Source organism: Streptomyces lushanensis, from assembly GCF_001700515.1.
GTDB lineage: Bacteria > Actinomycetota > Actinomycetes > Streptomycetales > Streptomycetaceae > Streptomyces > Streptomyces lushanensis.
The window spans coordinates 1-622 of sequence record NZ_MAUD01000590.1 but is presented as its reverse complement, the minus strand read 5'-3'; the positions used below and the strand labels follow the sequence as shown (position 1 = coordinate 622).

The 622-nt window shown below is 69.3% G+C and carries 1 pseudogene; it reads left to right on the top strand.

Annotated features, from left to right (window positions below):
* A pseudogene (locus BFF77_RS34960) lies at positions 1–483 on the top strand (glutamate synthase-related protein); the annotation flags it as partial.
* Positions 484–622 lie beyond the last annotated feature (139 nt).

Genomic DNA, 622 nt, shown 5'->3' with positions numbered 1-622 from the left:
GGCGGCGAGTACCAGTGGCGCCGCGAGGGCGAGCCGCACCTCTTCGACCCGGAGACCGTCTTCCGCCTCCAGCACGCCACGCGCTCACGCCGCTACGACATCTTCAAGAAGTACACCGACCGGGTGAACGAGCAGTCCGAGCGGCTGATGACGCTGCGCGGTCTGTTCGGCTTCGTCTCCGGCCGCGGGCCCGTCCCCGTCGACGAGGTCGAGCCGGTCTCCGAGATCGTCAAGCGCTTCTCCACCGGCGCCATGTCGTACGGCTCCATCTCCCGCGAGGCGCACGAGACGCTCGCCATCGCCATGAACCAGCTCGGCGGCAAGTCCAACACCGGCGAGGGCGGCGAGGACGCGGACCGGCTGTACGACCCGGCGCGCCGCTCCTCCATCAAGCAGGTCGCCTCCGGGCGCTTCGGTGTCACCAGCGAGTACCTGGTCAATGCCGACGACATCCAGATCAAGATGGCGCCGGGCTTGGCGCCCTGCGCCATCTTGATCTGGATGTCGTCGGCATTGACCAGGTACTCGCTGGTGACACCGAAGCGCCCGGAGGCGACCTGCTTGATGGAGGAGCGGCGCGCCGGGTCGTACAGCCGGTCCGCGTCCTCGCCGCCCTCGCCGG